At 41.9% G+C, this 7,529-nt stretch carries 8 protein-coding genes; all 8 read right to left on the reverse strand.

Going from position 1 to position 7,529, the window contains the following annotated elements; translation table 11 throughout:
- Positions 1 to 451: 451 nt before the first annotated feature.
- Positions 452 to 868 (reverse strand): hypothetical protein, encoded by a 417-nt coding sequence (locus tag VE944_RS28675; RefSeq protein WP_324985449.1) that lies wholly within the window; start codon positions 866 to 868, stop codon positions 452 to 454.
- 473 nt (positions 869 to 1,341) lie between these two features.
- A complete protein-coding gene (locus VE944_RS28680) occupies positions 1,342 to 1,632 on the reverse strand; it encodes a hypothetical protein (RefSeq protein ID WP_324985452.1) in 291 nt (96 codons plus the stop codon).
- A gap of 18 nt (positions 1,633 to 1,650) precedes the next feature.
- Complete coding sequence (locus VE944_RS28685) at positions 1,651 to 2,166, reverse strand: hypothetical protein (RefSeq protein ID WP_324985455.1); 516 nt, start codon at positions 2,164 to 2,166, stop codon at positions 1,651 to 1,653.
- A 154-nt stretch (positions 2,167 to 2,320) separates the two neighbouring features.
- A complete protein-coding gene (locus VE944_RS28690) occupies positions 2,321 to 6,097 on the reverse strand; it encodes a hypothetical protein (RefSeq protein ID WP_324985458.1) in 3,777 nt (1,258 codons plus the stop codon).
- Positions 6,090 to 6,368 carry a hypothetical protein gene (locus tag VE944_RS28695; RefSeq protein WP_324985461.1) on the reverse strand — a complete coding sequence of 93 codons (279 nt, stop codon included), beginning with the start codon at positions 6,366 to 6,368 and terminating at the stop codon, positions 6,090 to 6,092. The genes VE944_RS28690 and VE944_RS28695 overlap by 8 nt, the downstream gene beginning before the upstream one ends.
- Positions 6,365 to 6,571, reverse strand: a complete 207-nt coding sequence (locus tag VE944_RS28700) for a hypothetical protein (RefSeq protein WP_324985463.1) — start codon at positions 6,569 to 6,571, stop codon at positions 6,365 to 6,367. The genes VE944_RS28695 and VE944_RS28700 overlap by 4 nt, the downstream gene beginning before the upstream one ends.
- A 451-nt stretch (positions 6,572 to 7,022) precedes the next feature.
- On the reverse strand, positions 7,023 to 7,310 hold the full coding sequence (locus tag VE944_RS28705) for a hypothetical protein (protein ID WP_324985466.1): 288 nt from the start codon (positions 7,308 to 7,310) through the stop codon (positions 7,023 to 7,025).
- The coding region (locus tag VE944_RS28710; RefSeq protein WP_324975897.1) for a hypothetical protein at positions 7,307 to 7,529 on the reverse strand (223 nt) is incomplete at its 5' end. The genes VE944_RS28710 and VE944_RS28705, both read right to left, overlap by 4 nt.

Here is a 7,529-nt window from a genome sequence, read left to right on the forward strand (position 1 = left end):
GACATAACAGGTGTGTCCGTTAATTTAAATTAACGGACACACCTGTTATGTCTGCATTAAGGGGGTTCTATAACCTGTTTATGTCTGCAATAACCTGTTAATATAACCTGTTTATGTCTGCAATAACCTGTTAACACTGCATATATCTGAAATGGTTGTATAGCAAGGCTTTTGGGTATTGGTTAGATTATCGCGTGAGTTCATAACAGCATAGATGCGTCAGAACTATCTAACCTGTTAATTATCCTGTTATTTGGTTAACCCGGATAATCTAACGAGTTACAAAATCTTTTGACAGTATTTAGATACTAACAGGTTGAAAGCGATCGCCTGACAACTCCAGTTTAATATCGCGTAACTTTTAAATTTTCAATCTCAAACCGCGAATAAAATCACCTTATCTAATGGGGTTCCCGCCGCGTCTCTCGCTTTGTAGTTATGCCTTATTATTTTAGTTTGGCATAACTCCAATGAGCGCGTTTTCCATCTCATCAATTGCTTTGTCGATGGCATCCAATCGCTTGCGATTTTCCCACTCTTGATATGCTTCTGTGACCTCTGGATCAGTTCCTAACCCTGTGCTACTGCCTACCCTGCCTATGTGTTGGTGGCAGGTAAACTCTGGGTTCTTGCCGCGCTTCACAATCCCTTTTAGCCTAGCTTTTGGGTTCCTCTTGAAAATTGGCTCATTAGCTTGCCATTTCGCGTACACGTACCAATAAATCTCGCCACCTTTTTTATATTGCTTCCGCACTTCATACTGATGAATCCAGGCCCCAGGCTCAGACATTGGCTCATTGAGCAACTGCTGTCTGATTTTCTTCAGTTGGTGAAGCTTTTCTATGATTTGGTCGATGCGGTCTGTCATGACAGTTACAAGAGTTATGCTTATTAAAAAATTTTAAAGCATAACTTTTATGCCCCGCCGCCGCGTCACTATCCTTTGGCTTATATCAAAATTCCCCACCTTGTATATTACAAATATGCTACAAAAATTCCTTTTTCCTAGTTGCGAATTTTTGAGGCTAGTTGAGAAACACCCCCCCCTAAATATATACTGAATACTTAAATTAAAAGGGGGGGTGTCCCAAATCTTATACATTTACTGGCTTTTTATACTTAGATAGCTTCACCTCAAAAATCAAACTTTTGTAATACGTTGGCGATTGGGTGTTAGGTATTGGGCATTGCTCAAACTACCCCCCCCCAAAATCGCCTACACCAATTTTCGGGTAACATCCCACAGCCAACACCCTACACACCCCTAGAATCCCAAAATTAAACCCACCTGGCTTATGGGTGGGGTGTGGGGATTAGTGCGATTGTAGGAGCTAGAGAAACTTAAGAAGTGCTGTTTCGGCGTTCCCGTGGCGTTTTCTCAGGTGGCGAAAACAGTTCCTTAACTTCTGCTGATTGAAGTAGCTCATCGTCCGAGGGCAGCTCACAGCCATGCTGTAATGCCCAGAATTTTTTAAGCAACGAAGGTACTCCAGTTTCTTCTGCTTTTTTAAGTAAATTCAGCTTTCCTGTATCATCTACAACATAGTAACCATCATCAATGGCTTTATGTAAAGAAGAATGTAGCTGGCGGAAAGTCCCTAATCTTTCTGTTGCGTTGCGTAATTTAGGCATAAAATTTTTGGTAATTTACTAATTTTGGGAAGCGGTTAATTTCGCTTGCTTTTGTTGCCGTAATTCAGACAAAAATTCCTCCGGCCCTATGTCAAGCTTTATCAGTATTTCAACTAAATCGGCTGGTGTTAAGGGTTGCAGCTTTAAATGAACCTCTACGAGCTTGGAAATTCCCCCAGCCAAGCTTGCCAAAACTCGCGGATTATCAGCGTTTTGGTCAATTACTGATTCAAAAACTAGCAATCCCTTTTGAATAATTTTCAAAAGTCTTTTCTGACTGAACTGATCGAATTCTGCCAGAACATTAGGGCTTAATCTTGCCAGTGACTCACTGACAATTGCTGATTGCTTGAGCAACTTATCAGAACTTTGCTGTTCGCGCTTTTGTGCCCAATTGCGTTTTCGACCTTCGCGCTCTAAAGTACTCAGACCAACTTGGAATTTTTTAGCCAGAGTGCTGTAAGTTTGTCCATGATCACCAAGATAAATTTCTTCAATTCGAGCGAGTAATTCAGCATCCAACTTTTTTGGCATATAACCCTCTATCTCACCCTCAAGCATCAACGACTTAATAGTAGGATGCCCACAGTGAAGCCATTAAACGTCTTGAGGGTAAAGAAAATTGACCCTCAATGTTAGGCGATCGCATAAAACCAAACTGTTATATCTAATTTTTTTAATCAGCACCTCACCCATACCCCGCCTCAAATAAATTGATATATTCCCTTTGAACACCAGCCGTCAAGGTTGACCAAACATCATTTAGCAATTGCTGAGGTAGCGATTGGTAAACCTGCCTTGCTATGTCTTGGCCTAAAAGCAATGCCCTATCTAATCGCCGTTGCCAAAGAGTCGTAACTGGTAATTCTGATAAATTGCAGACCGTCAACAATTTGCTGATTGCCTGATCGATTTGATTAATCACGTCGTTGGCGACAACTTCCAATTGTGGAGAATTTTTTACAATTAATTGGATTTGATCAACTTGGTCAATCACTTCGTTAGCGACAACTTTCAGAATTTCAGCAGATGACTGCTGATTGTTGATTGTTGACTGTTGATCAAAAATGGTAGGTTGAATTGCTTGTATTTCAAATAATGCAAATATTCGCTGTTGCTCCTCCTGTGCTAACATCGCCCAAGCTTCACTCTTCTGCTGTTCATTTGCAACGCTAAACAATTCTTCGCACTGTTCCCTAGTTTTAGCTTGGGGTAAGTAGTCTGTTAGCATTAAAACCACTGAGTCTATCTCTGGCACTGCTGCCACTTCCAGCACTGGCTCTTTTACCTTTATCGCTTCCTTGTGAGCCAAGTACATCTGAGCAAACTTCCAACTTTCGGGAGTAATGCGGCGATACTTCCACTTTTGACCGTCTACTTTTTTAGTTTCTAATTCCAGCGCGATTTGGTGCATGAGTTCACCAAAAATTTGACCATTGGTAATGTTCTCAACTTTTAAACCTAAAGTGTCCCGAACACGATGATGGTACTTTTTGGCTGTATTACCCATTGGCTCATAATCTCTAGGTTCCCACCATTTATCAGGATTTAAAAACTCTGGCAGTCCTAAAAATTCCCATCCTTTACGTTTGCTAGCATTCCACCGAATATCACCAGCGAATCTTTCACCAGATACTTTTAACTGTCTTGCCTCGGCTGCATAATCACGGGCGATCGCTTCCCCAATATCCTGACTGAGCAAGTAAAAATTTTCTAGGTGACGACCATAGCGACCGCCTTTATTTTTGAGTGCCATTGCTGCAAAGCCTGACAACTCAGTACCAGATTTATGTTCAAAGGTCGTAGCGTCGATTAGCTCTTGTCCGAATATTTGGAGCATTCGAGTTTTGAGATACGCTGGCTTTAATTCTGGGGGTATATCTTCACCGCTATGCTGTATCGCCTCCATCTCAGCATCACTCAAAATTCTAGCGGCTGCTATGGTTTCTGCCTCTTTTAAGTCGATAGTTCCCCAGATATTTTTTAATTTATCTGCTATCTCTTTCGTACCTTTAGACGGGGTAAACTGCTGCTCAATAATGCCATAGCCTATTTCTTTTAAATGCTCGACAGTGAAGTGGCGTAAATGCTTCATAGTCATCATTTTGTAAGAAAGATTTTTAACAAATAACTCAAAGTGTGGTGATGTCCACTCGTGTGTCATTGGATCATAATCATGTTTGAATGAGAGAATATGCTTGCTGTTGGCTGCATAATTTCGCTGATAATAATCATGAATTTCTTGTGGTGTAACCAAGTCTGGGTTAACTCCTCTTGGTGGGTATCCCTCCTCAGCAATCCACATATAAATGTCTTCCGCACCTCTAACTCTATTGAGAAACTGCTTAATCTCTCTATCGCCTAGAATGCCGTTACAGAAGGCAAAAACACCATTTACAAAACGCTGATTTTTGAGGCTAATACCTGAAATAATCGAAGGACTGGTAACAACAAATCGATATTGCTCTGATTTTTTATCAGCTGATTGTACAAACTCCTGTACGTTGGGATCGTCCATCGAATCGGAGTGAATCTCAAGGGTTAAATCGGGAATATCTTTTAGTTCTTGCCGCACATATTCAGCGATGGACTTACAGCCTTTAACCCCATCTTTCATGTCATCCAGCACAAAGCAGTTAACACCTGCTTTTAATTTTTTAACCAGTAAATCTAATAAACCTTCTGGGGAAGGAGAAATATCTAGATTAATATCCGGTCTTTTTGGCTGGTACTTATTGATGATTAATCTTACTGGTGTACCCTTTGGGGTGACTGCCTTGATGTAATCAATTTCTTTTTGAGTCGTGTCGGCACTCATGCAAAGTACAATACCATTGCCAGCGATCGCCGATTGAAAATGTGCTTCAAGTGTTGCCAGTATTAACGGGCGGATACCGTCTTTATTACAGAGTGAACCAAAGTTAAAATCAAAAACTTGATCGCATTCATCAAACAGGAGAACACCCCCATTTGATAAATTTTGGGGTGGAAATTGATAAGCACTGGGAGAGCAAAAAGCAGCCTTTTTCTTTTGCCCATTACCACTAATATCATCTTTGTAATTTAGTCCTAATTCACTGCTCATTTTTCGACCAAGTGAACGCCGATTATGCCAGCTATAGAATGCTTCGCTATTGTCAGCGAACGGTTTTGCACCCTCGGTTTTACCCGTGCCTGTGTCAGAGATAATTATATTAACTGTCCCCGGCTCAACTAAATCTTTTAAGACTTCTCCCATGTGTGGCACGTTTACCACACGGTAAGGTATCTCTGTAATGTGAGTTAGTTGTTGACGAATACTTGCAAGCTGTTCTATTTCGTTGCGTTTCTCTCTGGCTTTATCTGCTGTTTGTTTTTGTTGGTCAATTAGCTTTAACTGTTGGTCAACGATCGCAAAAAATTCTTTAGCAGAAATGTACTGTATTTTTGAGTATTCAGTGAAATCAAGCTCATCAATATCGCTATCATTTTTTGTGATTTGACCCCACCAACCAAACTGGAAATCCCATCCAAAACTATTCAATAATTCAGTAACGGCTTTCCATCGGTTGACTACTTGTCGATTTTGAACGTCTCCAGCATCGGGGAAAATGACAAGCTTTTTCTCTTCTCCAGGTTGAGCTAATGCCCTATCAAGGCAATCTTTTAGAAGATTACCACTGACAGCAAACTGACCACCAGCCGCGCCGATGGTCAATAAATTAAATCGGCTACTAGTTAAAAATGGCTTTGCGCCTGTACCTTCTACAAGTGCAATTCCTTGGGGCTTGGCAGGATGAAATACAGCCAAGGGATTCTCTAAGCTGTCTCCAACTAAAAGGGGTAGTGTTTGCTCTGAACTGCTTACCCATCGATAACGTCCACCATCACCAGGATTGTACAGCCGCAGCTGTAACGCTACGATACGCCCGTCAAAATCTCGAATTGGACACAAGTAACCATCACCGCTAACAATTAACCTCTTACTGTCTTCTGTGACCCCTGGCAGACGTTTATCAAACTCCCTTGGTAGTTCTTGATATCTGACGACGGATTTAAATCCACAATTAGCAATTTCTTCTGGGGTGAAACCTCTTTCCTCTAACTCAGCAATTAATTTTTCATCCTGGGGCAGACCGTCTAAAATTTCTGAGTAAAGCTTATGGCGTGAGCAATTGCTTAATGCTTTCTCTCGCTTCTGCTGGTGTTGCTCTTGGGCCTGCTGGTGTAGATAAGCTTTGCGCTGTTCCCATTCGCGCCGCCGTTCTTCTGTCCATTGTTCAGAATTATCAGGTTTGAATGTGGCTGTATGTCCATTGCTAGGTTTTACACATACATAGCCGTTGGCTTTTTCGCCTTTTCGGGTATCTGCCAGCCCGTGACAGAAAACTGTATCATCTGCAAAAACTCGGCAAGCTCCTGTGACGTTCTCACAGATGGGACAAGGATTATTTTTGTTCGTGGGAATTGGGCGACTACTAAGCATTTGTCACCCCCGGCGATGCCTTAACCTTGGCTTCAATTTGGAGAAGTACAGAAGCAACTTTACCGCTAAACCAGTGAAGCTCGACTAATCGCTGTAAGTAATCGCGCTCCGAAGAAGTGAGGCTAGCCGATCGCAGTAATTCAGCCGGTTCAGGGCAGGGACGTAAGGGAGAATCGCAACAGCCAGCCCTTAAATATCTGGTTTTAGTTCGACGATCGCACGTCACATTTAATCGAAATTCGCCACCGCAAAACTGACAATTTTCTCTCACGCTCCCACCTCCAAAGTTTGGAGATTAGCCAAGATGAAAATTGCTGTATCGCCTGTGTAGCCTGAGTTTTCGAGAATGCTTAGAGAGTCAGTGAGGCTATTACGGTGGATTTGCTTGGCTAGTTGTTCTCTAGTCGAGTTGTGCTGTAAGATAGTCCTCAAAGCCCCCTGTTTTCTGGCAAGATGAGCGAGGGGTTTTTGCATTTTTTTTGTGCGCTTTTTTGTGTCGTGAGCGCCTCCCCTTTCAAACGATTTACAACAATTTGCCGTGATTCAGCATATTAATATTGCCTGGAATTGTGGTAAATCGCGTGAGAACCAATAAGATAGTAATAACTAAAATTGGGCTTTCCGTCGGTTCTCGATGGGAGGCTTTTTCTTTGGCTTTTTGTATAAAAAGCTTTTTTAAGTTTACATCACCTTAATCTAGAGTGATTGCAAACCATTGCAGTTGTCAGGTTTTTTATAGATACAACGCATTTGTACAAGGTTTTTTTACATAAAATCCGTTACCTAGTAAGTTGCTATGCGGTGATTTGGGTCTGGGAAAATATCCAAAGAAAACTATGTTAACTTTTGCGATCGCCTTGATTTGACCCTGTGCTAAATCTCCCATGAGGTAGTTTTAAGCCCACTGCCACCATTGCGGGCGCCGCTAGTTTTGCGGATCAATCCGTGTTAGCTGTACCAAGATTGCCCCAAGTTGATTTAATGCCGCGTTAGTAGTTCGCTGATTCTCTAGAAAGTCTCGCTTAAGTTCTTCGTGACTATCGCGTAACTCCAAAAGAACATCGTCCAAAATTGCGCTACGACCTAAGACACGGGTAACGTTATCGGTTAACTCGGCGATCGCTTGGGTATTGGTGGCTTGTTGTTCAGCTACAGTAGCCAAAATTGACTCTATACGGTCAAGTCGGCTTGGTCGTTCTGGTGTATCTGTCATTTCCCTGCCTCAATCATCTTGGCGATCGCCTCCTTATCAAAGCAGTCTAAATAGCTAACCAATTCTCGAAATTGCTGATATTTCTCCTCAGCATAGTTATCTGGTGTAAAACCTAGAACTTCACAGAATTTCAAATAGTCAGCCCGCCAATGAAAATTATTGATAGCAGTAGTAAAATTTTCTGCGGTTTCTAGTGCTTCTGGGGATATCTCTGGTTCT

The organism is Nostoc sp. (genome assembly GCF_035638895.1).
In the GTDB taxonomy this organism is placed as follows: Bacteria; Cyanobacteriota; Cyanobacteriia; order Cyanobacteriales; family Nostocaceae; genus Nostoc.

Coding starts and splice junctions, on each gene's coding strand:
- VE944_RS28675 (WP_324985449.1), bottom strand. CDS start 868: ATGACAGACCGCATCGACCAAATCATAGAAAAGCTTCACCAACTGAAG.
- VE944_RS28680 (WP_324985452.1), bottom strand. CDS start 1,632: ATGCCTAAATTACGCAACGCAACAGAAAGATTAGGGACTTTCCGCCAG.
- VE944_RS28685 (WP_324985455.1), bottom strand. CDS start 2,166: ATGCCAAAAAAGTTGGATGCTGAATTACTCGCTCGAATTGAAGAAATT.
- VE944_RS28690 (WP_324985458.1), bottom strand. CDS start 6,097: ATGCTTAGTAGTCGCCCAATTCCCACGAACAAAAATAATCCTTGTCCC.
- VE944_RS28700 (WP_324985463.1), bottom strand. CDS start 6,571: ATGCAAAAACCCCTCGCTCATCTTGCCAGAAAACAGGGGGCTTTGAGG.
- VE944_RS28705 (WP_324985466.1), bottom strand. CDS start 7,310: ATGACAGATACACCAGAACGACCAAGCCGACTTGACCGTATAGAGTCA.